Genomic DNA, 24,882 nt, shown 5'->3' on the forward strand with positions numbered 1-24,882 from the left:
ATTGTCGAACCGTAGTGTCAGGAGGGGTGCGCGATGGCACGGACCATCCAGTCGCTCGAGCGGGCTGCCGCGATGCTGCGTCTGCTCGCCGGGGGCGAGCGCCGTCTGGGCCTGTCGGACATCGCCTCGTCGCTGGGGCTGGCCAAGGGCACCGCGCACGGCATTTTGCGCACGCTCCAGCAGGAGGGCTTCGTCGAGCAGGACGAGGCGTCGGGCCGCTATCAGCTGGGCGCCGAGCTGCTGCGCCTGGGCAACAGCTATCTGGACGTGCATGAGCTGCGCGCCCGCGCCCTGGTGTGGACCGACGACCTGGCGCGTTCCAGCGGGGAGAGCGTGTATCTGGGCGTGCTGCACCAGCAGGGCGTGCTGATCGTCCACCATGTCTTCCGCCCGGACGACAGCCGCCAGGTGCTGGAGGTCGGCGCGATGCAGCCGCTGCACTCCACGGCGCTGGGCAAGGTGCTGGCCGCGTACGACCCGGTGGCGCACAGCGAGGCGGCGGAGGCCGAGCGCGAGGCGTTCACGCCCCGCACGGTGACCTCCATGGCGGGCTTCGAGTCCGTCCTGGACCTGACCCGGGCGCGCGGCTGGGGTTCGGACGTGGAGGAGACCTGGGAGGGCGTGGCGTCGATCGCCGCCCCGATCCACAACCGGCGGCGGATGCCGGTGGGCGCGGTGGGTGTCGCCGGAGCGGTGGAGCGGGTGTGCAAGGAGGGCGAGCTGCGCTCCGATCTGATCGCCGCGGTGCGGGACTGCGCACGGTCCGTTTCCCGTGATTTGGGCGCCAGTCGCTTCTGAGAGTTACCGGCCGGTATCGGTCGGTTCACCCCGGCTCACCCCGGTACGAGTTTTCAGTCACACGCCCCTTGACCTCAGCCTTCACCGTGCAGAAAACTGCCGTTCATCGGTCGGCATTGTCGAACATCTGACGACAATATTCGCTAAGGTGTGACTCGCCGCGGGCCGACCAGCCCTCACCGAGGGGGCGCGGACCATCGGTTGATTCCCGTGGTACGGCGCTTCCCGGTGTCCATCTGGACGAAGGACAAAGGAGTCGCGGGTGTCCAGCTCCGACATCTTCATTGGCGAGACCATCGGTACCGCCGTACTCATCCTGCTCGGCGGTGGCGTCGTCGCCGGCGTTGTCTTGAAGCGCTCCAAGGCGTTCGGCGCGGGATGGCTGGCCATCACCTTCGGGTGGGGCTTCGCCGTACTGACCGGCGCGTATATCTCGGCCCCCCTGTCCGGGGCGCATCTCAATCCCGCTGTGACGCTGGGCCTCGCGATCGAGGGCGGCACCGAGTGGAGTGATGTGCCGATCTATGTGCTCGGTCAGATGACCGGCGCCATCATCGGGGCCACCTTGGTGTGGGTCGCCTACCTGGGCCACTTCCAGGCCCATCTGACCGACCGCGAGATCGTCGGCGGCCCCGGCGCCCAGGACACGGCCAAGGCCTCCGCCCAGGCGAAGTCCGACGCCGGCCCGGTGCTCGGCATCTTCTCCACCGGCCCCGAGATCCGCAACACGGTGCAGAACCTGGCCACCGAGATCATCGCCACGACCGTGCTGGTGCTGGCCATCCTCACCCAGGGTCTGAACGGGGACGGCCACGGCCTGGGCGTCATCGGCGTGCTGATCACCTCGCTGGTCGTGGTCGGCATCGGCCTCTCGCTCGGCGGACCGACCGGCTACGCCATCAACCCGGCCCGTGACCTCGGTCCCCGTATCGCCCACGCCCTCCTGCCGCTGCCCAACAAGGGCGGCTCGGACTGGGGCTACGCCTGGATCCCCGTCGTCGGCCCGCTCATCGGCGGCGCCATCGCCGGCGGCATCTACGAGATCGCCTTCGCCTAGCCCTAACCCCATTCCACCCCCTCTTGACGCGCAGGAGAGCCGCACACCATGACCGACACCCACTCCACCGGTCCGTTCATCGCAGCGATCGACCAGGGCACCACCTCGAGCCGTTGCATCGTCTTCGACCGGGACGGCCGCATCGTCTCGGTCGATCAGAAGGAGCACGAGCAGATCTTCCCCAAGCCCGGCTGGGTCGAACACAACGCGACCGAGATCTGGGAGAACGTCCGGGAAGTCGTCGCCGGGGCCATCAGCAAGGCCGGCATCACCTCCGCCGATGTGAAGGCGATCGGCATCACCAACCAGCGTGAGACCACGCTGCTGTGGGACAAGAACACCGGCGAGCCGGTGCACAACGCCATCGTCTGGCAGGACACCCGCACCGACGCCCTGTGCCGGGAGCTCGGCCGCAACGTCGGCCAGGACCGGTTCCGCCGGGAGACCGGTCTGCCGCTCGCCTCGTACTTCGCGGGCCCGAAGATCCGCTGGCTGCTCGACAACGTCGAGGGGCTGCGTGAGCGCGCGGAGGCCGGCGAGATCCTCTTCGGCACCATGGACTCCTGGGTGATCTGGAACCTCACCGGCGGCACCAACGGAGGCGTGCACGTCACCGACGTCACCAACGCCTCCCGCACGCTGCTGATGAACCTCCAGACCCTCGACTGGGACGAGCGCATCCTGTCCTCGATGGAGATCCCGGCGGCCGTGCTGCCCGAGATCCGCTCCTCCGCCGAGGTGTACGGGACCACCGCCGAGGGCGTCCTCGCGGGCGTGCCGGTGGCCTCCGCGCTCGGTGACCAGCAGGCCGCCCTCTTCGGCCAGACCTGCTTCTCCGAGGGCGAGGCCAAGTCGACCTACGGCACCGGAACGTTCCTGCTGATGAACACCGGTGGCAAGCCCGTCAACTCGTACAACGGCCTGCTGACCACCGTCGGCTACCGCATCGGCGACCAGAAGCCGGTCTACGCCCTCGAGGGCTCGATCGCCGTCACCGGTTCGCTGGTGCAGTGGATGCGCGACCAGATGGGGCTGATCAACAGCGCGGCCGAGATCGAGACCCTGGCCAGCTCGGTCGAGGACAACGGCGGCGCCTACTTCGTACCGGCCTTCTCCGGTCTGTTCGCGCCCTACTGGCGCGATGACGCGCGTGGCGTCATCGCGGGTCTGACCCGCTATGTCACCAAGGCCCACATCGCGCGCGCCGTGCTCGAGGCCACCGCCTGGCAGACCCGCGAGATCGTCGACGCGATGACCAAGGACTCCGGCGTCGAGCTCACCGCGCTCAAGGTCGACGGCGGTATGACCTCCAACAACCTGCTGATGCAGACGCTCTCCAACGCCCTGGACGCGCCCGTGGTGCGGCCGATGGTCGCCGAGACCACCTGCCTCGGCGCCGCCTACGCCGCCGGTCTGGCCGTCGGCTTCTGGCCGGACACCGAGGCGCTGCGCGCCAACTGGCGCCGCGCCGCCGAGTGGACCCCCCGCATGGACGCGGATGTCCGCGACCGCGAGTACAAGAACTGGCTCAAGGCCGTTGAGCGGACCATGGGCTGGATCGAAGACGAGGAGTAAGCAATGACCACCCTGCAGAGCGTCCCGGCCCTCGGGACGCACCCGGCTGCCGGCTCTCTTCCGAGCCGCGCCGAAACCCGGGAACAGCTGTCCAAGGCAACGCACGACCTCCTGGTGATCGGCGGCGGCATTCTGGGCATCACCACTGCCTGGCACGCGGCGCAGTCGGGACTGCGGGTGGCCATGGTGGACGCCGGCGACTTCGCCGGCGCCACCTCCTCGGCCTCCTCCAAGCTGCTCCACGGCGGGCTGCGCTATCTGCAGACCGGCGCGGTCAAGCTGGTCGCCGAGAACCACTTCGAGCGGCGCGCGGTCTCCCGCAGCGTCGCCCCCCACCTGGCGAATCCGCTCACCTTCTACCTGCCGGTCTACAAGGGCGGCCCGCACGGCGCGGCCAAGCTCGGCGCGGGCGTGTTCGCGTACTCGGCCCTCTCCGCCTTCCGGGACGGCGTCGGCCATGTGATCAGCGCCGACAAGGCCGTACGGGACGTCCCCGAGCTGCGCACCGAGGGCCTCAAGGCGGTCGCGGTGTACGGCGACGGCCAGATGAACGACAGCCGTATGGCCCTGATGACGGTGCGGGCTGCCGTCGAGGCGGGCGCGACCGTGCTCAACCACGCCGAGGTGGTGGGGCTGCGGAAGACCGACGGCCGGGTCACCGGCGCGGAGCTCCGGGACCGCCTGGACGGGACCGAGTTCGGGGTGAACGCCCGGCTGGTGCTGAACGCCACCGGTCCGTGGGTGGACCACCTGCGCAGGATGGAGGACCCGAACGCGGCCCCGTCCATCCGGCTCTCCAAGGGCGCGCACCTGGTCCTCAAGCGCACCGCGCCGTGGCGGGCGGCGCTGGCGACCCCGATCGACAAGTACCGCATCACCTTCGCCCTCCCCTGGGAGGACATGCTGCTGCTCGGCACCACCGACGAGGCGTACGAGGGCGACCCGGCCGATGTCCGGGTGAACGAGCAGGACATCACCCAGATACTCGACGAGGCCGCCTTCTCCATCCGGGACCAGCAGCTGTCCCGCGACCTGATCACCTACTCCTTCGCCGGTCTCCGGGTGCTGCCCGGCGGCCCCGGGGACACCGCCAAGGCCAAGCGGGAGACGGTCGTCACCGAGGGGCGCGGTGGGATGCTCTCCATCGCGGGCGGCAAGTGGACCACCTTCCGCCACATCGGCCGCACCGTGATGAACAAGCTCGCGCAGCTGCCCGGCCACCCGCTCGCGGACGATATGGAGCCCATATCCCAGCTGCCCAAGCACGTCCCGCTGCCGGGCCTGGCCAACCCGCACGCGGTCGCGCACCGGCTGCTGGTGGACGGCGGCACCCCCGGCCCGCGGATGGCCGCGGACACCGCGCGCCACCTGGCGACGCACTACGGTTCGCTCTCCTTCGACATCGCGCGGCTGGCCAACGAGGACCCGGCGCTCGGTGAGCGGATCCACCCGGACGCGCCGGAGATCTGGGCCCAGGTCGTCTACGCCCGCGACCACGAGTGGGCGCAGACGGCGGACGATGTGCTGCGCCGCCGCACCACCTTGACGATCCGCGGACTGGACGGCGACGAGGTGCGCGCCCGGGTCCAGAAGCTGCTGGACCACCGCGCGGTCTGACGGGCCCGGCCCGTACGTCGCCCGTAGCCCGTACGCCCGTACTCCCGAGGGGGAGGCTCCGCTGTGGAGCCTCCCCCTCGGCCGCTGCGCCAACTGACTCGTCAGTAAAAAATCAATGAATCGCTCTTGCGTTCTTCGATGGCGCGCGCATCAATAACAGCGCCCCGCCTGACGGCAAGTCAGGACTGGTGGCGGTCTGTGCGAGGCCCGAGCCGCAGCCCCGCGCGATCTCACCCCCCGCACCGCGCACACGTACGCAGCGACGCGCCCTCGGGCGCGCCCGGGATCCCGCCGTGTCTCGCGTGCGCCGCTCCACGCAACAAGTCACCAAGCACCATGCACTGACGCGGCTAGGCAGGCACTTCCCCCACACCGGAAGGCAGTCCCATGAGACGCATGAAACTCGGGATCGGCACGGCACTGGGAGCAGCGGGAATGGCCATGGGCGCGCTCGCACTGGCGCCGGGGGCCAACGCGGTCACCCCGACCACCGCGACCCTGACGGCCGAGTGCGGAACCTACGGCTCCGGCCTGGCCACCCTCACGGCCACGCAGAGCGGGACCTCCGCGACCATCACCCTGTCCTCGGGCGCCATCAAGGCACCCATCGACGTTCCGGCGGGCTCGGTCAACTCGACGCTGACCCTGTCCAAGAACGGCTCCGGAACCACGACATTCACCGGCAACTCCAACCCGGCCATCAAGACCGGGGCCGACGTGACCACCGGTCCGCTCAAGGGCACGGTCGCCGCCGGCGACAAGCTCGAGGCCAAGTCGCTGAAGCTGGTGATCTTCGGTCTCATCACGGTGAACTGCACCGCCACCTCGGCCCAGTCGCCGGGTCCGTTCACCTTCTGATCGCGTACAGCGCGTCCCAGGCACCCCATGTGATCGCCAGCGGACCGGCGTCCACCCCGGCAGGGGACGCCGGTCCGTTCGGCGTGCCATGCTGCCCTCGTCGACGAGCAGCCGACGTCAGGCGCCATAATGGGGGCAGACATCGGATGTCTGAACCGGGGAGGTCCATGATGGCGGTCACCGACGAGGCGATCGAAAAGATCAAAGGCATGATCGTCTCGGGTGCGCTGCGCCCGGGTGACCGGCTTCCTAAAGAGAGTGAACTCGCCGCCGAGCTGGGCCTGTCCCGCAATTCGCTGCGCGAGGCGGTGCGCGCCCTGTCGCTGATCCGGATCCTGGACGTGCGCCAGGGCGACGGTACGTATGTCACCAGTCTGGACCCGCAGCTGCTGCTGGAGGCGCTGAGCTTCGTCGTCGACTTCCACCGCGACGACACGGTGCTGGAATTCCTCGCGGTCCGGCGCATCCTGGAGCCCGCGGCCACCGCACAGGCCTGCGCCCGGATCAGCGACGCCACGCTGGACGCGCTGGCCGCGCAGCTGGACGCGCTCGGGCCGGAGCCGTCGGTGGAGGAGCTGGTCGCCTGCGACCTGGAGTTCCACCGGGGCATCGTCCAGGCCTCCGGCAACTCGGTGCTGTGCTCGCTGCTGGACGGCCTGTCCGGGCCCACCACCCGCGCCCGCGTCTGGCGCGGGCTGACCCAGGAGGACGCGGTCAGCCGCACGCTGCACGAGCACCGGGCGATCCTGGGCGCGCTGCGGGACCGCGACGCGGAGGCGGCGCGGTCCTGGGCGACGGTGCATGTCGCGAGCGTGGAGCAGTGGCTGCGCTCGACGCTGTGACGGGACGTTCGGGCCGTACGCGCCTGGGTATCCAGGCCGTACGCGGCGCCTGGACGTCCAGGCGCCGCGTACGCGGTGCTATGCCTTCAGGCCGTACGCACGGACCGCCGCGCCCCCGAACACCGCCGCCCGCTCCGCCTCCGTGAGGCGGAGCGTGGCGCGGCCGGCCAGGTCGGCCACCTGGTCGTAGGACGCGGCCAGGGTGCACACCGGCCAGTCGGACCCGAAGAGCACCCGGTCGGGGCCGAAGGCGTCCAGCACATGCCAGGCGTAGGGCAGCACCTGCTCCGGCTGCCAGCCGTCCCAGGCGGCCTCGGTCACCAGGCCGGAGAGCTTGCAGACGACGTTCGGCAGGGCCGCCAGCGCGGCCAGTTGCCGGTCCCACGGGTCGCGGGCGCCGCTCGCGACGGGCGGCTTGGCCGCGTGGTCGAGGACGAAGCGCACCTCGGGCAGGTCGCGGACGGCGTCGATGGCCGCGGGCAGCTCGCGCGGGGTGACCAGCAGGTCGTAGACGAGGTCCGCCCCGGCCAACCGGGTCAGCCCCCTGCGGACGTCGGGGCGGTCCAGCCACCGCTGGTCCGGCTCGTCCTGCACCTGGTGGCGCAGGCCGACGAGGCGGTCGCCGCCGGGCGCGGCGCGCAGGGCCGCGAGCACATCGGGCAGGCCGGGGTCGGTGAGGTCGGCCCAGCCCACGACGCCCGCGACACGGTCGGACGCCCCGGCCGTGGCGAGGAGTTCCAGCGTCTCCTCGTGCGAGGAGCTGGACTGGACGACGACGGTCGCGTCGACGCCGTGCGCGGCGAGGTGCGGCTCCAGGTCCTCGAGGGTGAACGTACGGCGGATCGGGTCGGCCCAGGGGCCGTCCATCCACGGCTGTTCACGGCGGTCCAGGTCCCACAGGTGGTGGTGGGCGTCGATGCGCGGCACGGAGGGGCGCTCCTCGGGATCGGCGGCGGGTCGGCCAAACAACAGGCGGTCGGTCGGCGTGGGCTCAGCGAGCGATCGGCAGGGGGACATCCTCGTCGAGCAGGCCCCGGTCCACCAGGGCCGGCCACAGCTCGTCCGGGATGTCGTGGCCGAACATTTCGGCGTTGTCCCGCACCTCCTCCGGCGAGGCGCAGCCGACGACCGCCGCGGCCACGGCCGGGTGGCCGAAGGGGAAGCGCAGGGCCGCCGCCCGCAGCGGTACGCCGAACTCGCCGCAGACCGCGGCCAGTTGCCGGGCGCGCTCCAGCATGTCGGCGGGCGTCCGCTCGTAGTTGTAGTGCGCGTCCGGGCTCGGGTCGGCGAGCAGCCCGGAGTTGTAGACGCCGCCGACCACCACAGAGGTGCCGCGCCGCTCGCACACCGGCAGCAGGTCGTCGTAGGCGGTGCGCTCCAGGAGGGTCCAGCGGCCGGCGCACAGCACCACGTCGACATCGAGGTCGGCCACGAACCGGGCGAGCACATCGCTGTGGTTCATGCCGAAGCCGATGGCACGTACGCGCTTCTGGTCGCGCAGCTCGGCCAGGGCCGGGAAGGCCGTCTCATAGACCTCGCGGATGTGGTTTTCCACATCGTGGAGGTAGACGATGTCCACGCTCTCCAGGCCGAGACGGTCCAGCGAGGACTCCAGAGTGGCGCGGATCCCGTCCCGGGTCAGCCGCCGCTCGCGGACGCGGTCCGGGGTGTCCACAAAGCCCTGGGCGTCGACCGGCTCCCCGGGCTTCCGGGGCCGCAGGGCGCGCCCCACCTTGGTGGACACGGTGTACGAGGCGCGGTCGCGGCCCGTCAGCGCGCGGCCGAGGCGCTCCTCCGACAGGCCGACCCCATAGTGCGGCGCGGTGTCCATATAGGTGCATCCGGCCTCGAATGCGGCCTGGACGGTGGCCAGGGCGCGCTCGTCGGGCATGGCCGTGTACAGATTGCCCAGGGGCGCGCAGCCGAGCCCGAGCGCCGGTACGTACACGCCCGTGCGCCCGAGCTCACGCGGCCCCTCTGGTGGCTGCGCCATGGGTCATCCGTCCTTCTGGTCAGTCCTGCTTCTCGCCGCTGGCGTAGCGGGAGATGATGAGCGCGACGATGATGATCGAGCCGTTGATGAACTGGTTCCACAGGGGCGGTACGCCGCCGAGCGTCATCACATTGACCACCAACTGCAGCGTAAGCACACCCGTGAGCGCCCCGAAGAGCGTGCCGCGGCCGCCCTTGAGGCTGATGCCTCCGATGACCGCGGCGGCGAACACCTGGAAGATCCAGCCGTTGCCCTGGGTGGCGGCCACCGAGCCGTAGTGGCCGGTGAAGAGGATGCCGGCGAAGGCGGCGAGCAGCCCGCCGACGGACAGCACGATCCAGGTGATCCGGTCGACCCGGATGCCCGCCGCGCGGGCGGCCTCCGGGTTGCCGCCGATCGCGTACAGCGCGCGCCCGTGCCGCAGATAGCCCAGCGCCAGGCCGCCGATCGCGTAAAGACCCAGGCAGATCCACACGGCCGCCGGGGCGCCCATCCATTGGGCCTTGCCCAGGTAGCGGAAGGACTCGGGGACGTTGATGATCGACTGGCCCTCGGCGACGCCGACCTGGAGGCCGCGCAGCATGGTGAGCATGCCGAGGGTGGCGATGAACCCGTTGACGCGCAGTTTGAGGATGAGGAAGCCGTTGGCAGCCCCGATCGCGGCGCCGACGGCCAGGCACAGCGGGATCGCGGTCCAGGTGGGCAGCAGGCCCAGGCCCTCGAACCGGGCGCCGTGGGCGGGCAGCACCAGCCACAGGGCGATCACGGGCGCGACGGCGATGGTCGACTCCAGGGAGAGGTCCATCCGCCCGCAGATCAGGATCAGCGCCTCGCCCAGCACCAGCAGCCCCAGCTCGGTGGACTGCTGGACGACGCCGATCAGATTGTCCTGGGTGAGGAAGGCGGGCGAGACGATGAAGCCGATCACGCCCAGCACGAAGATCACCGGGACCAGCGACAGATCCCGCCAGCCGGCGATGTCGATCTTCGGCCGCGCCCGTCCCGCCGCTGTCGCCGCCGTCGCTTCGCCGGCCGCCACCACGTCGGCGGGGCGCTGCCGTGTGGTATCGGTCATGACTGGCTTCCCTCTTTCCCCTTGAATGCGCCGTTTCTGCCTTCTGTTGCTATACCTGCTTTTTCCGCGCCGGGTTCCGTTTCCGGTCCCGCCATCCCCTCCATCGCGGCGACCAGCCCGCGGTCGCTCCAGTCGCTGCCGAACTCGGCCACGACGCGCCCGTGGAAGAACGCCAGAACGCGGTCGCAGACCCGCAGGTCGTCCAGTTCGTCGGAGACGATGAGCGCGCCGCTGCCGGCCGCCGCCACCTCCCGTACGACGCCAAGCAGCGCGTCCTTGGACTTCACGTCCACGCCCGCGGTGGGGCGGATGGCCACCAGGACGCTCGGCTCGCGCGCCAGCGCCCGCGCGATGACGACCTTCTGCTGGTTGCCGCCCGAGAGGCCGGAGACGACCTGCCCGGGGCCCGAGGTCTTGATGTCGAGCGAGGCGATCATGCGGCCGGCGAAGGCCCGGGTCCGGGAGGGCAGCACCGTCCCGAAGGGCCCGAGTTGGTCGGTCACCGTCAGCGTGGCGTTCTCGGCGACGCTGCGGCCCAGGACCAGGCCCTGGCGGTGCCGGTCCTCGGGCACGTACCCGATGCCCGCGTCGATGGCGTGCGGCACGCTCCCGGGGCGCACGGCGCGGCCGCGCACCACCACCTGCCCGCCGTCCTGTTTGCGCAGCCCCACCAGGGTCTCGCCGACCGCGGTGTTGCCGCTGGCCGTCGCCCCGGCCAGGCCCACCACCTCGCCCGGCCGCACCACCAGGTCGAGTGGGTCGAACTCGCCCGTGCGGGACAGCCCTTCGGTGCGCAGCACCGGCTCCGCGCCCGGGCCGGCCTCTTCGCGCGGTACGGCCGCGGGCACCGCGCCCCGCACCCCCTTGGGCGGCCCGGCCTCGGCGTCCCCGGTCATCGCCGCGACCAGCTCGTCCTTGGGCAGCTCGGCGACCGGGGCGGTCACCACATGCCGGGCGTCGCGGAAGACGGTGACGGTGTCGCAGAGTTCGTAGACCTCCTGCAGATGGTGCGAGATAAACAGGAAGGCGACGCCCTGGCGGCGCAGTTCGCGCAGTTTGCTGAAGAGCCGTTCGATGCCGCCCGCGTCGAGCTGCGCGGTGGGCTCGTCGAGGATGATCAGACGGGCGCCGAAGGACAGCGCCCTGGCGATCTCGACGAACTGCCCCTGCTCGACGGTGAGGTCCTTGGCGCGGGTCTGCGGGTCGACGTCCACCCCGTACTCGGCCAGCAGGGCCCGGGCGTCCTGGCGCAGCGCGCGCCAGCGGATCCGCGAGGCGCCCTGGAAGCGGCCGAGGTAGAGGTTTTCGGCGACCGTCAGGTCGGGCACCACCATGGACTTCTGGTAGACGCAGGCCACCTTGCGCTGCCAGGCGGCGGTGTCGCCGTAGCCGGGGGCGGGCTCGTCCGAGAAGGTGACGGTGCCCTCGTCGGGGCGTTCCATGCCGGTCAGCACGGACACCAGCGTGGACTTCCCCGCCCCGTTGCGCCCGACCAGCGCATGGGCCTCCCCCGGCCGTACGGCCAGCTGCGCGCGGTCCAGGGCCAGGGTCGGCCCGAACCGTTTGACGATGCGCTCCGCCCGTACGACGCTGGGCTCCGCGGAGGTTGGCTGGTCAGCGGCGGCGGGCTGGTCAGCGACGGCCATGGCTACTTCTTCTCGAGCTGGTTGGCCCACAGCTTCTTGTCGTCGACGTTCTCCTTGGTGACCAGCGGCGCCGGGAGCTGGTCCTCCAGGCCGTTCTTGATCTTGACGATCTCGGAGTCGTGGTCGGTCTTGCCAGGTTTGAACTTCTTGCCGTCCAGAGCCGCCTTGGCGTATTCCAGCGCGTACTTGGCGTACAGGTCGGCGGGCTGGGAGAGGGTGGCGTCGATCTTCCCGGAGCGGATCGCGTCCAGCTCCTCCGGGATGCCGTCGTTGGAGATGATCGTGATGTGCCCGTCGGACCCGGCGGGCTTGAGCAGCTTCTTCTGCTCAAGCAGCGCGAGCGTGGGCTGCAGGAAGGCGCCGCCGGCCTGCATATAGATGCCGTCGAGATCCTTGTGCTGGGCCAGCAGGCTCTGCAGCTTGGCGGAGGCGACGTCGCCCTTCCAGTCGGTGGGCAGCTCGTGCACCGTGATGCCCGGGAACTTCTCCTTCATGCAGGAGGCAAACGCCTCGGAGCGGTCGCGGCCGTTGATGGAGCTGAGGTCGCCCTGCAGCTCGGCGACCCGGCCCTTGCCGCCCAGTTGCTTGCCCAGGTACTCGCAGGCGTTGGTGCCGTAGGCTCGGTTGTCGGCCCGTACGACCATGTAGACCTCGCCCGCGTCCGGGCGGGTGTCCACGCTGACGACGGGGATCTTCTTCTCCTTGAGATGGTCCAGGGTGGAGGAGATCGCGCCGGTGTCCTGGGGGGCCATGATGATCGCCTTGGCGCCCTGGTCGGTGAAGGCCTGGACGTTGGCGACGAGCTTGGCGATGTCGTTCTGCGAGTTGGACAGCGGCAGCGCGTTGACCGTGCCGTCGTCGATGCCCTTCTCGAGGTACTGCTGATAGGAGTTCCAGAAGTCCGTGTCGGTGCGCGGCATGTCGATGCCGACCTTGCCACCACCGGCGCCGTTGCTCTCGCGGTTGCAGCCCGCGAGAGCGGCGGCGGCGAGCAGCACGGCACAGGCGACGGTGCCGGTCGTGCGGAGTCTCGTCATCGAGTCCCGTCCTTGATCGAATGGTGCGGCTCTGTGCTCCAGTGCTGTGGGGGTCGTGCTGGGGGGCGTACGCCCCGGGTCCGTCAGGTGGCGGGGCGCAGGCGCAGGCCCTGCATCCCCCCGTCGACGGGCAGCGCGGTGCCGGTGACGGCCGCGGCGGCGGGGCTGGCCAGATACGCGACGGCCGCCGCCACCTCGTCGGCGGCCACCAGCCGTCCGGTCGGCTGACGGGATTCCAGGGCGGTGCGCTCGGCCGCCGGGTCGTCGGCCCGGCCGAGCAGCCGGCCGACCCAGGGGGTGTCGACGGTGCCGGGGTTGACGCAGTTGACGCGGATGCCCTCGCGTATGTGGTCGGCGGCCATGGCCAGGGTCAGCGCGAGCACCGCGCCCTTGCTGGCGCTGTAGGCGGCGCGCTGCGGCAGCCCCGCGGTCGCCGCGATCGAGCAGGTGTGGGTGATGGAGACGCTGCCGGGCCGCTCGGCCGCGGCGGCGCGCAGATGGGGCAGCGCGGCGCGGGCGGTCCGGACCAGGCCCAGGACGTTGACGTCCAGCACCCGGTGCCACTCGTCGTCGGCGTTGTCCTCGACTGTGCCGATGGCGCCGATCCCGGCGTTGCCCACGACGGTGTGCAGCGCCCCGAACTCGGCCACGGCCTCGGCGACGCCGCTCCGTATCGCCTCGTCCGAAGTGACGTCGGCCTTCACCGCCAGGGTGCCGGCGGGGGCGCCGGCCGGGTCGCGGTCGAGCACCGCGACCCGCGCGCCGCGGTCGCGCAGCAGGGTGGCGATCGCGGCGCCGATACCGGAGGCGCCGCCGGTGACCAGTGCGGCCAGTCCCTCGAAGTCGCCGGTCGGGTGGGCCTGGTTCACGACGTTCCCTCCTGTTGTGCGGCGTTCCGGGCCTGCCACTCGGGCCCGTCCGGGTAGCGGTAGGCGGCGATGGACTCGGGGTGCATCCGGGCGGAGAAGCCGGGCGCGGCCGGGGCGAGATAGCGGCCGCCCTCGACGACGGCCGGGTCGGCGAAGTGCTCGTGGAGGTGGTCGACGTACTCGATGGCCCGGTCCTCCCAGCTGCCCGAGACCGCGACGAAGTCGAACATGGCCAGATGCTGGACGAGTTCGCACAGGCCCACCCCGCCGGCGTGCGGGCAGACCGGCACGCCGAACTTGGCGGCGAGCAGCATGATCGCCAGGTTCTCGTTGACGCCGGCCACCCGCGCCGCGTCGATCTGTACGAAGTCCACGGCGCCGGCCTGCAGCAGCTGCTTGAACACGACGCGGTTGGCGACATGTTCGCCGGTGGCGACCTTGACGGGCTGTCCGCTGCGGATGGCGGCGTGCCCGAGGACGTCGTCGGGGCTGGTGGGCTCCTCGATCCAGTGCGGCTCGTACGGCGCCAGGGCGCGCATCCAGCGCAGCGCCTCGGCCACATCCCAGCGCTGGTTGGCGTCGGCCGCGATCCGCACCTCGGGGCCGACGGCCTCGCGGGCCAGCCGCATCCGCCGCAGGTCCTCGTCGAGGTCGCCGCCGACCTTGAGCTTGATCTGTCCGAAGCCGTCGGCGACGGCCTCCTGCGCGAGCTTGATCATTTTCTCGTCGGAGTAGCCGAGCCAGCCCGGGGAGGTGGTGTAGGCGGGATAGCCCCGTTCGCGCAGCTGGGCGGCCCGCTCGGCGCGGCCCGGCTCGGCGGCGCGCAGGATCTCCAGCGCCTCCTCGGGGGTGAGGGCGTCGGTGAGATAGCGGAAGTCGACCAGCTCGACGAGGTCTTCGGGCGGCATATCGGCGAGGAACTGCCACAGCGGCTTGCCCGCCTGCCGGGCGGCGAGGTCCCAGGCGGCGTTGACCACCGCGCCGGCCGCCATATGCATCACGCCCTTCTCGGGGCCGAGCCAGCGCAGCTGCGAATCGTGTGTCAGATCCCGGTAGAGGGCGCCGAGGTCGGCGGCGGTCAGCGGGGCGGGGCGGCCCACGACATGGGGGCGCAGCGAGCGGATCGCGGCCGCGGTGACATCGTTGCCACGGCCGATCGTGAAGACGAACCCGTGCCCCTCGGCCGGGGCGCCACCGGTCTCGTCGGCCGCGTCCCCCTCCGCGCCCTCCGTCGCGTCCGTGCGCAGCACGACGTACGCCGCCGAGTAGTCGGGGTCGGGGTTCATGGCGTCCGAGCCGTCAAGCTGTTCCGAGGTGGGAAACCGGACGTCATGGACCTCGATCTCGGTGACGGTCGGGCGCAATCTCAATGGGGACTCCCTGTACGGCGCGATAGAACATCGGACGTTTCGCGGTGATCCGATGTATAGCGCCGTATGGGCTCGTCCGTCCAGAGGGGTGCACGAAATTTCCTCAGAGCGGCCGGGGAACAGATCGGATGAATCTCTGCTCGCCGCTCCGCTACTCCCCCTGCCTCGCCCTCTGGCTCGCCTCTGTCCCTTGCTCTTCCCCACCCCCACATGGGGGCTGCGGCGGGGACCCCCGGACGCCGTAGGCTTGGGACGATGCGAATGGAACTGCAGCCGGAGGCGGTACGGACCCGTACGCCCCGGTCGGAAGGAGGCGCTGGGTGATCGAGCTTGAGGGGGTTCCCGAGCTGATCGACCCGGTCATGATCTGTGCCTTCGAGGGCTGGAACGACGCCGGAGACGCCGCCTCCACCGCGGTGGGGCACCTGGATCGGGAATGGAAGGGCGAGGTCTTCGCCGCGCTCGACGCCGAGGACTACTACGACTTCCAGGTCAACCGGCCGACCGTGGCGCTCGAAGGCGGGATCCGCAAGGTCACCTGGCCGACCACCCGGCTCTCGGTGGTCCGCGCGGGCGGCGGCGACAAGCCGCGCGACCTGGTGCTGGTGCGCGGCATCGAACCGAGCATGCGCTGGCGGTCGTTCTGCAACGAGATCCTCGGTTATGCCCATGAGTTGGGCGTCGAGATGGTCGTGGTCCTCGGCGCGCTGCTCGGCGACACCCCGCACACCCGGCCGGTGCCGGTCAGCGGCGTCACCTCCGACCCGGATCTGGCCCGCAGCCTCGACCTGGAGGAGTCGCGCTACGAGGGGCCTACGGGCATCGTCGGCATCCTCCAGGAGGCGTGCACCCACGCCGGAGTCCCAGCGGTCAGCCTGTGGGCGGCCGTGCCGCACTACGTCTCGCAGCCGCCGAACCCCAAGGCCACCCTGGCCCTGCTCAACCGCCTCGAGGACCTGATCGGCGTGCGCATCCCGCTCGGCGAGCTGACGGAGGACGCGCGCGCCTGGCAGCTTGGGGTCGATCAACTCGCCGCGGAGGACAGCGAGGTCGCGGAGTACGTCCAGTCCCTGGAGGAGGCCCGCGACACGGCGGAGCTGCCGGAGGCTTCGGGCGAGGCGATCGCCCGCGAATTCGAGCGCTATCTGCGGCGCCGGGACGGCCAGCCGGGCCCGGGCGGCCATGCGACGGATGCGGGCGGCGGGATCGCGGACGGACGCGAGGGCGGCGCAGGCGGCACCGGCTCGTATCTGCGCGACTCCTCGGCCCCGGGTGCTGGGGCCGGCCCCAGCGCCGGCACCAGCTCGGGCTCGGGCACCGGCTCCGGCTCCGCGCGGCCGCGGAGACCTTCGGCGAAGGACGACACGGCGGAGGAGCGGGACGAGAACGGCGAGAACGGCGAAGGCGACGAGAGCGGCGGCGAGCAGAGCGGCGGCAGCGAGCGCCCGGACGGCGACCAGGACGACTGAGCGCGCCCTGGCCCGGGCCGAGCCGGGCCGCCCCGGGCCGGACCCGGAGGCTCAGGCCGAGCCTCCGGGCCGAGCCGCAGATCAATGCCGCTACGGGTGCCGCCAAGGGCCTTCCCCCGGACCCCAGTAGCCACCGCATGGCGCCATGGGCGTACAAAAAGGCAAGCAACGGCCGTCGGCCCGGTGCCCGCAGCCCGTACGGGGCGCGACACCGGGCCGACGGCCCAAGGTTGCTCTCCTACAGCGCGACGCCCAGCAGCGCGTCCACCGCGCGGGACACCAGACCCGGCGCCCCCTCGTCCGTGCCGCCCTCGGACGCCTGGGCCGAGGCCCAGCGGTCGACCGCGGCGAGCGCGGCCGGGGCGTCGAGGTCGTTGGCGAGGGCGGTGCGGATCTCGTCCAGGAGGGCGTCGGCCGGGGGGCCGTCGGGGCGGGAGACGGCGGCGCGCCAGCGGGCAAGGCGCTCCTGGGCCTCCTGGAGGACGCCGGCGGTCCACTCCCAGTCCTCGCGGTAGTGGTGCGCGAGGAGCGCCAGGCGGATGGCCGCCGGGTCCACGCCGTCGCGGCGCAGCGCGGAGACGAAGACGAGATTGCCCTTGGACTTGGACATCTTCTCGCCGTCGAGGGCGACCATGCCCGCGTGGACGTACGCCTTGGCGAACGGCCGCTCCCCGGTGAGCACCTGGGCGTGCGAGGCGCCCATCTCATGGTGGGGGAAGGCGAGATCGGAGCCGCCGCCCTGTATGTCGAAGCCCATGCCGAGGTGGTCCAGCGCGATGGCCACGCACTCTATGTGCCAGCCGGGGCGGCCGCGCCCCAGGGATGCGCCGTCCCAACTCGGCTCGCCCGGACGGGCGGCCAGCCACAGCATGGGGTCCAGGGGGTTCTTCTTGCCGGGGCGGTCAGGGTCGCCGCCGCGCTCGGCCGACAGCAGCCGCATGGCCTCGGCGTCGAGCCCGGATACGCCGCCGAAGGAGGGGTCCGACTCGACGGAGAAGTAGATGTCGCCCTCGAGCTCGTAGGCGGCACCCGCGTCGCGCAGCCGCTCCACGAGGGGCACGATGCCCGGGATCGCCTCCACGGCGCCGATGTAGTGGCGCGGCGGCAGCATCCGCAGCGCCGTCATGTCCTCGCGGAACAGGGTGGTCTCGCGCTCCGCGAGGGCCGTCCAGTCGTCGCCGTTCGCCACGGCGCGCTCAAGTAGGGGGTCGTCGATATCGGTGACGTTCTGGACGTAGTGCACCTGCCGCTTGGTGTCGAGCCACACGCGTTGTACGAGGTCAAACGCGTTGTAGGTCGCCGCATGTCCCATGTGGGTGGCGTCGTACGGGGTGATCCCGCAGACGTAGATGCGGGCGACGGGGCCGGGGTCGAGGGTGAGCGGTCCCCCGGTCGCGGTGTCGTGGATCCTCAGGTCGCGGCCTCTGCCAGGCAGGGCGGGCACCTCGGAAGCGGGCCAGGCATACATGTGTCGAGCGTAACCGGACGCAGCTTCCGGATACGAACCGGATGGGGCCTAGTTGGCTTGATAGGCGGTCTTGCGGAATCGCCCGTGACCTGCTGTGTCTGCTGTGTCCACGCCGTCTGCCCGGTACGACGCGTCAGACCGGGGGCCAGGGGATGGCGGGCCACTGTCCGCTGGGCTTGGGGTGGCGCCCGGACCGCAGCAGGGCCGCGATCCGGGCGCGCAGCGCCGCGATCTCGGCTTCGGTGATCAGCTCGGCCAGCCGGGCGGTGAGCGGATCGCCGTCGGCCAGCCGGTCCGCGAGCCGCCGCAGTACGGTCAGCGCCTCGTCGGACAGCGGCTCGCCCGCCCAGCCCCACAGCAAGGTGCGCAGCTTGTCGTCCGCGTTGAAGGTCACACCGTGATCAATCGCATAGATCTGTCCGTCGGCGGTGGGCAGCAGATGGCCGCCTTTGCGGTCGCCGTTGTTGATCACGGCGTCGAGGACGGCCAGCCGGCGCAGCCGCTCGTCGTCGGCGTGCACCAGCAGTGCGGTGCGGCCCTCGTCCACCTCGGCGAAGGCGACGGCCTTCCACCCCGGGCCCGGCTCATCGCCGTCCACGAGCGCGAGCAGTTCCGGCGCGCCGTCGCCGTCCTCGCCGTCGGCCGCCTCGATCCACAGCTGGCACATGCCCTGCCCGTACGGCCCGTCCCGCAGCACCGTCGGCGGCACCAGGCCCCAGCCGGTGGCCTCGGAGAGCTCGTACGCCGCGACCTCGCGCTGGGCCAGCGTGCCGTCCGGGAAGTCCCACAGCGGGCGCTCCCCGGCCACCGGCTTGTACACGCAGGCGACGCTGTGGCCCTCGTACTCGACGGTGCAGTACAGCACCGCGTTGGACGCCTCCCGGACCCGGCCGCGCACCGTCAGCTCACCCAGCGCCAACAGCTCGGACGGCTCGGGAGCCCCCGGGGGCCCCGAAGGCCCGGAGGGCTCCGGAGGCGTCACGCGCGGCGATATCCGTTCTGGCGCGGACATACGTGTCCCTCCGGGTCGAGCGGCAGACTGCACAGCGGGCACGGTGGCCGGCCGGCGTTGACGACCTCCAGGGCGCGCTTGGCGAACGCGCGCGCCTGAGGCCCGGTGAGCCGCACCCGAAGCATCGGCGGCCCGTTGACCTCGTCCTGGAGCAGCCGCTCCTCGGCCTCCGCGAGGTCTTCCTCGGACTCGGCCTCCAGCTCGACGAGGGCCTGCGCCTCCACGATCATGCGCTGTTCCTCGCCGTCCCAGGCGAGCGCCATGGTGCCGACCCGGAACTCCTCCTCCACGGGGACTTCCAGCGGCGCGGTGTCACTGAGCTCCTGAGGCGCGACGGCCGGCACCGGGGCGTTGCCACCGGTGCGCCGCACCACCTCGTCCAGCAGCTCGTCTATCCGCTCGGCGAGCGCGGCGACCTGGGTCTTCTCCAGCGCGACGCTGGTGGTCCGGCCGCCCCCGGACGCCTGCAGGAAAAAGGTGCGGCGCCCGGGCAGCCCGACCGTGCCGGCGACGAAACGGTCCGGCGGGTCATAGAGGAACACCTGACGGGACAACGTCCTGCTCCATTTGGTTCGGCGTGGTTTGCGACGTGGTTTTCAGGGTCTTGGCTGTCGGCTGCTGGGACGCACGTATGCCCGGCCACGGCTGTGCGCGGCCCGGCGGCTCCGCGGCACCACCCTACTGCGCTCGGCGATCACGGTGCCCCCGCGCCGCCGCCCACCTCCGCGTCCCCGGTCCGGCCCGCGTCCGCGCTCTCGCCCGGGCCCTCGTCCGCGCCCTCCTCACGGGGCGCGAGGGGCGCGAGGGAGCCGAAGTCGCCGGTGTCGCCCAGCCGCACGACGAAGGGGCGCAGCTGGGTGTAGCGGACGGCGGTGACCGAACAGGGCTCGACCGAGATGCGCTGGAAGAGGTCCAGATGCATGCCGAGGGCGTCGGCGACGAGCGCCTTGATGATGTCGCCGTGCGAGCACATCAGATACACCGCGTCGGCGCCGTGCTCCTCCTCGATCCGGGCGTTCCAGTCGCGCACCGCGTCGACCGCGCGCGCCTGCATCGACCGCATGGACTCGCCGCCCGGGAACGCGGCGGCGGACGGGTGCTGCTGGACGACTCTCATCAGGGGTTCGTCGGCGAGCTCGGCCAGCTTGCGCCCGGACCAGTCGCCGTAGTGGCACTCCCCGATCCGCTCGTCGGTGTGCAGGGGCACCTCCGGCCGGGCGGCGAGCAGCGGGGCCAGGGTCTCCTGGCAGCGCTGCAGCGGGCTGGTGACGGCGGCGGCGAGCGGCAGCGCGGCGAGCCGTCCGGGCAGAGCCGCGGCCTGGGCGGTGCCGCGCTCGTCGAGTGCGACGCCGGGCGTCCAGCCCGCGAGGACTCCTGCGGTATTGGCGGTGGACCGGCCGTGCCGTACGAGGATGAGCGTGGGCATGGCTGCCACCCTACGGCCCCCGCACAGCGCTCCCTGGCCCGCCCGGGAGACCGCCCGTGCGCTTTCGCCGCAAGCGGGGCAGAATGCCCCGCGTGATCGTGGACTGTGGCATCTACCAAGACGGGCGGCGTACCGAGGGGCCTGCCGACTTCTCCGACGCCCTCGACCAGGCGCGAGCGGAGGGTGACTCCTTCCTCTGGATCGGCCTGCACGAGCCGACCGAGAAGGAGTTCGAGCTGGTCACCAGCGAGTTCGGGCTGCACCCGCTGGCCGTCGAGGACGCGCTATGCGCCCACCAGCGGCCCAAGCTCGAGGTCTACGACGACTCGCTGTTCCTGGTGCTGAAGCCGGTCGAGTACGACGACACGGCCGACACCGTCACCACCGGCGAGCTGATGGTGTTCGTCGGCGACTCCTTCGTGGTGACCGTACGGCACGGCCAGGCCAATCCGCTGAGCGCGGTGCGCGAGCGGCTGGAGAAGATGCCCGAGGTGCTGCAGCACGGACCGACGGCCGTGATGTACGCGGTGTCCGACGCGGTCGTGGACCACTACCTGGATGTCGCGGACGCGCTCCGTCTCGACCTGGACGAGTTGGAGACGGAGGTGTTCAGCCCGGTCGGGTCGGCGATGAACACGGCCGGCCGGATCTACGGCTTCAAGCGCCAAGTGCTCGAATTCCGGCGGGCCACGGGGCCGCTGGCGGAGCCGATGGCACGGCTCGCGGGGACGGGGGTGTCGTTCGTCCACGAGGGGTCGCGGCCGTTCTTCCGTGATGTCAGCGACCATCTGACCCGGGTGAACGAACATGTCGAGGGGCTGGACCGGCTGCTGTCGGACATACTGGCCGCGCATCTGGCGCAGATGGGCGTGCGGCAGAACGACGACATGCGGAAGATCTCGGCGTGGGCAGCGATGGCCGCGGTGCCCACGCTGATCGCCGGGGTCTACGGCATGAACTTCGACCATATGCCCGAGCTGTCGTGGACATGGGGCTATCCGGCGGTGCTGCTGCTCATGGCCGGGGTGGTTTTCGGGCTGCACCGCTTCTTCAGGCGACGCGGCTGGCTGTGAGGCGCCTGGGTCAGGCGAATTCGGGAGCGGGCGTCGCGCGCCCGCCGAGTGCGTCCCGCCGCTCCGGCATCCGCAGCGTCACCATGCGCCGCCAGCCGCCCAGCCACTCGAACAGATACAGCGCGTGGATGCCGGCCGCCAGCAGCCCGGCTCTGGCCCTCGACCAGCCCAGGATGCGGCCCATATGGGCCATGACGGCGAGGCTGACATCGCGGTGGACCCGCGCTTCGACGAGTGCGCACTCCTTGAGGGCCCGCTGGATGGTCGGGCCGTGCCCGGCGGCGGCAAGGCGCAGCAGTTCCTCGTGGCAATAGGCGAGGTGGTTGTCCTCGTCGTTCGAGATCATCCTGACCGCGCGGCCGACGAGCGGATCGTCCCCGAAGTACCGGCACAACATCGCCATCTGGGCAGAGGCCCGCTGCTCGGTGACCCGGCTGTGGACGAGGTAGGTGATGATGTCGTGCTCGGTCAGCGGCTCGTCGCGGCGCAGCTTGTCGTGGGCGAGGCCGATGCCTCGCGCTTCGAGCAGCATGGTGTAGTCGGTCTCGCGCGGGACCTCGACCGGTTCGAGGCCGCGCCGGCGCAGCAGGGCGTTGAAGATCCTGCCGTGCTTGTCCTCGTCCGCGCCATGCCGGGTGATCTTCGGGGCGAGGGCGCGCCGGCTCTCCGGTACCAGGGCGGCGATCCTTCCGTTCTCCCAGCCGCCCTGGGCCTCGCCGCTGGCAGCGATGGAGCAGAAGAGCCGGAAGGATTCATCGTTGTCGATGATCTCCTGGAACAGCCTTTTCGCCGACAGCATCTCCGCCACCTCCGTGCCCGGCGTCGCACGACTTCCGCGCAGAAGAAGTCAAATGCCCTGCGTCGGCGGCGGCAACAGGTGGGCCGTCCGGCTCCGCCGGACGAGGGACCGCGCGGGCGTCCGCGCGGTCGCGTAACCGCGCGGACGCCGAGGCGTTGTGCTGGGTGACGGCCGTGGCGGGGAAGACACCCCGAGCCCCCACCACGGCCGTAGGCCTTCCCGGACGCCCGGGGTGCCTCTTCCTACGCCCGGGGGGCTGCTTCCTAGCCCGGGGTGCTGCTTCCTAGGCCAGCCCCGCTCGCTCCAGCGCCTCGACACCCGTACGGAGCCCCGAGATCCGCTCTTCGAGGCTGAAGCCCGCGGGGGACAGCGACAGCGTGGTGACCCCGGCCTCGGCGTACGCCTGCATACGGTCGGCGATGCGCTCGACGGGGCCGAGCAGCGCGGTGGAGTCGATCAGCTCTCGCGGAATGGCCGCGGCCGCGCCCTCTTTGTCGCCGGCCAGGTACTTCTCCTGGATCTCGGCGGCCTCCTTCTCGTACCCCATCCGCTGCGCCAGTTTGTTGTAGAAGTTCTGCTTCGCGCTGCCCATGCCGCCCACGTACAGCGCGGTGTAGGGGCGGAAGACATCGGCGAGGGCGTCGATGTCCTCGCCGACCGCCATCGGGACGGTGGGCACCAGGTCGAAGTCGTCCATGCTCTTGCCCGCCTTCTCCCGGCCGGCGCGGAGCGCGCCCAGGGTCGTCGCCTCGGCGTGCTCGGGCGAGAAGAAGACGAGCAGCGCGCCGTCGGCGATCTCACCGGTCTGCTCGAGGTTCTTGGGGCCGATGGCCGCGATGTACAGCGGGATGTGCTCGCGCACCGGGTGCACGGTGAGCTTGATGGGCTTGCCCGGGCCGCCGGGCAGCGGCAGGGTCCAGTTCTCGCCCTCGTGCGTCAGACGCTCGCGCGACATGGCCTTGCGGATGATCTCCACATACTCGCGGGTGCGGGCCAGCGGCTTGTCGAACCGCACGCCGTACCAGCCCTCGGAGACCTGCGGCCCGGAGACGCCGAGCCCGAGCCGGAAGCGGCCTCCGGAGAGCGAGTCGAGGGTCGCGGCGGTCATCGCCGTCATCGCGGGCGTACGGGCCGGGATCTGGAAGATGGCGGACCCGACGTCGATGCGCTCGGTCTGTGCGGCCACCCAGCTGAGCACGGTGGCGGCGTCGGAGCCGTACGCCTCGGCGGCCCAGCAGACCGCGTAGCCGAGGCGGTCGGCCTCCCGGGCGACCGCGAGGTTGTCCGCGTCCATCCCGGCGCCCCAGTAGCCGAGATTGATTCCGAGCCTCATGCCGCACCCCTTACCGATCAGTAACGTCCTTGTTGCCCGGACTCTAGCGCGCCGCGTCCGGGTACGTCAGGACCGGGTTATCCACAGGCCGACACGGTTTGATCTCCGGCCAGTAATCTCAACGTTCATGGAGCTAAGGCACCTCGGCCGCACGGGCCTGCGCGTATCCCGGCTCGGGCTCGGCACGCTCACCTGGGGGCGGGACACCGAAGAACACGACGCCGCGGATCAGCTCAAGGCGTTCTGGGAAGCGGGCGGGACCCTCGTGGACACCGCCGATGTGTACGCGGACGGCGGCGCCGAGTACCTTCTGGGCCGGCTGATGGAGGGCCTTGTGCCGCGCCGCGATCTGCAGATCGCCACCAAGGCGGGCAGCGTCCCCGACCCCGACCGCCGCTTCGACTGCTCGCGGGGCCATCTGTTGGCCGCGCTCGACGGCTCGCTCGCGCGGCTCGGCACCGACTATGTCGATGTGTGGCAGGTGCACGCCTTCGATCCGGCCACCCCGATCGAGGAGACGCTTCAGGCGCTGGACATCGCGGTCAGCAGCGGGCGGGCGCGGTATGTGGGGGTGTCCAACTTCTCCGGCTGGCAGCTCGCCAAGGCGGCCACCTGGCAGCTCGCCTCGTCCGGCACGCACACCCGGCTCGCCAGCACGCAGATGGAGTATTCGCTGCTGCAGCGCGGAATCGAGCGGGAGGTGCTGCCCGCCGCCCTGGACCTGGGCCTGGGCATACTGCCCTCCTCCCCGCTGGGCCGCGGGGTGCTGACCGGCAAGTACCGCCACACGACCCCGGCCGACTCGCGCGGCGCCTCCGAGCAGATGGCGGCCTTCGTCGCCCCGTATCTCGACGAGGAGGCGAGCCGGATCGTCGAGGCGATCTCCACCGCGGCCGACGGCCTGGCGACCACCCCGCTGCATGTGGCGCTGGCCTGGGTCCGCGACCGCCCGGGCGTCACCGCGCCGATCGTCGGCGCGCGGAACGCGCAGCAGCTCAGGGCGGCCCTGTCGGTGGAGGCGCTTAGTCTTCCGGAGGAAATCTGCCAGGCGCTCGACGATGTGTCGGCGCCCGTGCACCGCTATCCCGATCAGGACTGGAGCACGCTGTGAGTACCGACCGCCTCGCCGGCGAGGCCGCCTCCGCACCTCAGGAGGAGCCCACCACCAGCACCCCCGCGGCGCGGACGGATACGGACGCGGACGCCGCCATCCCGCCGCGCGCTGAGGGCGGCGCCGACACGGACACCGGCGACGGCGCCGACAGCGGGGAGCCCGTGAGCCCCGCGGACCGGACCGGCCGGCCTTCGGAAAGCGGTGCCGCGGGGCTCGCCCCCGGTGATCCGTCGGCAGCGGGCGATGACGCGGCGGCCGGTGGCCCGGCCTCTTCCGGCTCGGGGAGCGGGTCGGCGGCGCCGGGCGACAGCGCGGACGCACCCTCTTCTGGGGGCGCCGGGGCCCCGGCCGACCGGACGTCGGCGGGCGGCGAGGGAGCCGGTGGCCACCAACGCCCACATCATCCTGGAACAGGCACCGCCGGAGGAGGACCACGATCGGGCGGATGCCT

At 71.5% G+C, this 24,882-nt stretch carries 22 protein-coding genes and 1 pseudogene; 10 read left to right on the plus strand and 13 right to left on the minus strand.

What is annotated here, in order from left to right:
* The first annotated feature begins 33 nt into the window (after positions 1-33).
* The 6 genes from ACWDSL_RS17840 (at position 34) to ACWDSL_RS17865 (ending at position 6,747) form a co-directional block, all read left to right on the plus strand.
* Positions 34-798 carry an IclR family transcriptional regulator gene (locus ACWDSL_RS17840; RefSeq protein ID WP_450486345.1) on the plus strand — a complete coding sequence of 255 codons (765 nt, stop codon included), beginning with the start codon at positions 34-36 and terminating at the stop codon, positions 796-798.
* Positions 799-1,060: 262 nt separating this feature from the next.
* Positions 1,061-1,855, plus strand: coding sequence for an MIP/aquaporin family protein (locus ACWDSL_RS17845; RefSeq protein WP_450486347.1), 795 nt, complete (start codon positions 1,061-1,063; stop codon positions 1,853-1,855).
* A 48-nt stretch (positions 1,856-1,903) separates the two neighbouring features.
* Positions 1,904-3,430, plus strand: a complete 1,527-nt coding sequence (gene glpK / locus ACWDSL_RS17850) for a glycerol kinase GlpK (protein WP_450486349.1) — start codon at positions 1,904-1,906, stop codon at positions 3,428-3,430.
* Between the two features lie 3 nt (positions 3,431-3,433).
* Complete coding sequence (locus ACWDSL_RS17855) at positions 3,434-5,047, plus strand: FAD-dependent oxidoreductase (RefSeq protein WP_450486351.1); 1,614 nt, start codon at positions 3,434-3,436, stop codon at positions 5,045-5,047.
* A 387-nt stretch (positions 5,048-5,434) separates the two neighbouring features.
* Positions 5,435-5,905: a hypothetical protein gene (locus tag ACWDSL_RS17860; protein ID WP_450486353.1), complete on the plus strand. Its 471-nt coding sequence runs from the start codon at positions 5,435-5,437 to the stop codon at positions 5,903-5,905.
* Positions 5,906-6,075: 170 nt separating this feature from the next.
* The gene (locus tag ACWDSL_RS17865; protein WP_014181029.1) at positions 6,076-6,747 is read left to right on the plus strand and encodes a FadR/GntR family transcriptional regulator; all 672 of its coding nucleotides are present in this window, start codon (positions 6,076-6,078) and stop codon (positions 6,745-6,747) included.
* 78 nt (positions 6,748-6,825) lie between these two features.
* Here ACWDSL_RS17865 and ACWDSL_RS17870 read toward each other — a convergent pair whose 3' ends face one another.
* From ACWDSL_RS17870 to ACWDSL_RS17900, 7 genes are all read right to left on the minus strand, one after another.
* Positions 6,826-7,674, minus strand: coding sequence for an amidohydrolase family protein (locus ACWDSL_RS17870; protein ID WP_450486355.1), 849 nt, complete (start codon positions 7,672-7,674; stop codon positions 6,826-6,828).
* 64 nt (positions 7,675-7,738) lie between these two features.
* Positions 7,739-8,740, minus strand: a complete 1,002-nt coding sequence (locus ACWDSL_RS17875; RefSeq protein WP_450486357.1) for an aldo/keto reductase — start codon at positions 8,738-8,740, stop codon at positions 7,739-7,741.
* Positions 8,741-8,759: 19 nt separating this feature from the next.
* Positions 8,760-9,815, minus strand: a complete 1,056-nt coding sequence (locus ACWDSL_RS17880) for an ABC transporter permease (RefSeq protein ID WP_450486359.1) — start codon at positions 9,813-9,815, stop codon at positions 8,760-8,762.
* The gene (locus ACWDSL_RS17885) at positions 9,812-11,461 is read right to left on the minus strand and encodes a sugar ABC transporter ATP-binding protein (RefSeq protein WP_450486361.1); all 1,650 of its coding nucleotides are present in this window, start codon (positions 11,459-11,461) and stop codon (positions 9,812-9,814) included. Before ACWDSL_RS17885 ends, ACWDSL_RS17880 begins: the two co-directional genes overlap by 4 nt.
* 2 nt (positions 11,462-11,463) lie before the next feature.
* Positions 11,464-12,498 (minus strand): sugar ABC transporter substrate-binding protein, encoded by a 1,035-nt coding sequence (locus ACWDSL_RS17890; RefSeq protein ID WP_450486363.1) that lies wholly within the window; start codon positions 12,496-12,498, stop codon positions 11,464-11,466.
* Positions 12,499-12,581: 83 nt separating this feature from the next.
* Positions 12,582-13,367 (minus strand): SDR family NAD(P)-dependent oxidoreductase, encoded by a 786-nt coding sequence (locus tag ACWDSL_RS17895; protein WP_450486365.1) that lies wholly within the window; start codon positions 13,365-13,367, stop codon positions 12,582-12,584.
* Complete coding sequence (locus tag ACWDSL_RS17900; RefSeq protein ID WP_450486386.1) at positions 13,364-14,731, minus strand: enolase C-terminal domain-like protein; 1,368 nt, start codon at positions 14,729-14,731, stop codon at positions 13,364-13,366. The genes ACWDSL_RS17895 and ACWDSL_RS17900 overlap by 4 nt, the downstream gene beginning before the upstream one ends.
* Before the next feature lie 326 nt (positions 14,732-15,057).
* On the opposite strand from ACWDSL_RS17900, the gene ACWDSL_RS17905 reads away from it, so the two are divergent.
* A complete protein-coding gene (locus ACWDSL_RS17905) occupies positions 15,058-16,206 on the plus strand; it encodes a PAC2 family protein (RefSeq protein WP_450486367.1) in 1,149 nt (382 codons plus the stop codon).
* Positions 16,207-16,444: 238 nt separating this feature from the next.
* Here ACWDSL_RS17905 and mshC read toward each other — a convergent pair whose 3' ends face one another.
* From mshC to ACWDSL_RS17925, 4 genes are all read right to left on the minus strand, one after another.
* Positions 16,445-17,674 (minus strand): cysteine--1-D-myo-inosityl 2-amino-2-deoxy-alpha-D-glucopyranoside ligase, encoded by a 1,230-nt coding sequence (mshC, locus tag ACWDSL_RS17910; RefSeq protein ID WP_450486368.1) that lies wholly within the window; start codon positions 17,672-17,674, stop codon positions 16,445-16,447.
* A 133-nt stretch (positions 17,675-17,807) separates the two neighbouring features.
* Entirely contained in the window at positions 17,808-18,686 is an 879-nt protein-coding gene (locus ACWDSL_RS17915) for an SCO1664 family protein (RefSeq protein ID WP_450486370.1), read from the minus strand.
* Positions 18,653-19,240 carry a DUF3090 domain-containing protein gene (locus tag ACWDSL_RS17920; RefSeq protein WP_450486372.1) on the minus strand — a complete coding sequence of 196 codons (588 nt, stop codon included), beginning with the start codon at positions 19,238-19,240 and terminating at the stop codon, positions 18,653-18,655. The genes ACWDSL_RS17915 and ACWDSL_RS17920 overlap by 34 nt, the downstream gene beginning before the upstream one ends.
* A gap of 140 nt (positions 19,241-19,380) precedes the next feature.
* Positions 19,381-20,112, minus strand: coding sequence for a histidine phosphatase family protein (locus ACWDSL_RS17925; RefSeq protein ID WP_450486374.1), 732 nt, complete (start codon positions 20,110-20,112; stop codon positions 19,381-19,383).
* 83 nt (positions 20,113-20,195) lie between these two features.
* Between ACWDSL_RS17925 and corA the strand changes: the two genes are divergently transcribed.
* Complete coding sequence (gene corA / locus ACWDSL_RS17930; protein ID WP_450486376.1) at positions 20,196-21,185, plus strand: magnesium/cobalt transporter CorA; 990 nt, start codon at positions 20,196-20,198, stop codon at positions 21,183-21,185.
* 10 nt (positions 21,186-21,195) lie between these two features.
* Here the strand turns inward: corA and ACWDSL_RS17935 are convergent, their stop codons facing one another.
* Together ACWDSL_RS17935 and ACWDSL_RS17940 are read right to left on the minus strand one after the other, a co-directional pair.
* Positions 21,196-21,984, minus strand: a complete 789-nt coding sequence (locus ACWDSL_RS17935; protein WP_450486378.1) for a ferritin-like domain-containing protein — start codon at positions 21,982-21,984, stop codon at positions 21,196-21,198.
* A 283-nt stretch (positions 21,985-22,267) separates the two neighbouring features.
* Entirely contained in the window at positions 22,268-23,317 is a 1,050-nt protein-coding gene (locus ACWDSL_RS17940; RefSeq protein WP_450486380.1) for an LLM class F420-dependent oxidoreductase, read from the minus strand.
* A gap of 127 nt (positions 23,318-23,444) precedes the next feature.
* On the opposite strand from ACWDSL_RS17940, the gene ACWDSL_RS17945 reads away from it, so the two are divergent.
* Both ACWDSL_RS17945 and ACWDSL_RS17950 read left to right on the plus strand, forming a co-directional pair.
* Positions 23,445-24,428 (plus strand): aldo/keto reductase, encoded by a 984-nt coding sequence (locus ACWDSL_RS17945; RefSeq protein ID WP_450486382.1) that lies wholly within the window; start codon positions 23,445-23,447, stop codon positions 24,426-24,428.
* Positions 24,425-24,882, plus strand: a pseudogene (locus tag ACWDSL_RS17950) (hypothetical protein); the annotation flags it as partial. The gene ACWDSL_RS17945 and the pseudogene ACWDSL_RS17950, both read left to right, overlap by 4 nt.

Source organism: Streptomyces sp. NPDC000941 (assembly GCF_053599555.1).